At 30.4% G+C, this 933-nt stretch carries 1 pseudogene; it reads right to left on the bottom strand.

Annotation, left to right across the window (positions count from 1 at the left end):
• A pseudogene (locus LOK41_RS28260) lies at positions 1-732 on the bottom strand (ATP-binding protein); the annotation flags it as partial.
• Positions 733-933 lie beyond the last annotated feature (201 nt).

Raw genomic sequence — 933 nt, 5'->3', positions numbered from 1 at the left:
CTCAACCTGAAAGTTCAACTGCTTGTTCTCTAAAGAGTCTAAACTTTTATATAAATCATAAGATTTTTTTGTTATATTTTCAGCATCTTGTAACGTTTTTTTTAAATGAACAGCATCTTCATATAAATTGGAAATAAGCATAAGCATGTGTTCATTTTGTTTTTTTATGTGTCTCTCCCTTGACTGCGCTTCATACAGTTTCATCATATTGAAAAAGCTTAGAACTATAAAACTGTGGGAAAATGCGATAACAATTATTTCATTTATTGCCTCTGGCGTGATAGTAGTTTTTAATACAAAATATTGAATCATTAATTCCACACAGTCTGATAATATTTCAATAATGAAGCCAATAAACCCAATCATCAATGGTTGATGATGAAATCGTTTGATTTTCGCTAAGTAAAAGAGACAAGAATAAGTAAAATAAAAGAAAAAACTAGGATAGTGGATATGGAAAGCAGCTATCCAATCCATATTTTCCTGTTTGACGACTTCTATCAGGATACGAAATACTACAACCACTATTGCTGTTAAAAAACCCGGTAAAAATGCTGGCATTCGCCGAAATAATAACAAAAAAAAGAAAAATGTTGGTGCACCAAAGCTCATTCGAAACGTCTCATTTAAGGGAAAAGACTTTATTGCGCCTACTAAGGGTACTGTAAATACCATCAAAACTAGAATATAGATGTCTTTTTTTACTAAATTACTAAGATTCAAAATAATCACTTCCCACTTTCGCCTAAAAGTCAGTATACAAATCTATTATTACTAATACAACACTTACTTTATTTTTTTCAAAATCTATAAATAAGATATAAACGAAAGCAGCGAACATTGCGAGTATTCTTGACATTTTTCTGCTTTAGACAGGAAGATGCTATGCAATACAAAAATGTTCAGACACATTATATAGTCTGAACATTTTTG

The organism is Bacillus sp. TL12, assembly GCF_022625245.1.
Classification (GTDB): Bacteria; Bacillota; Bacilli; order Bacillales; family Bacillaceae_G; genus Bacillus_A.
This window is presented reverse-complemented; position numbering and strand designations above follow the sequence as displayed.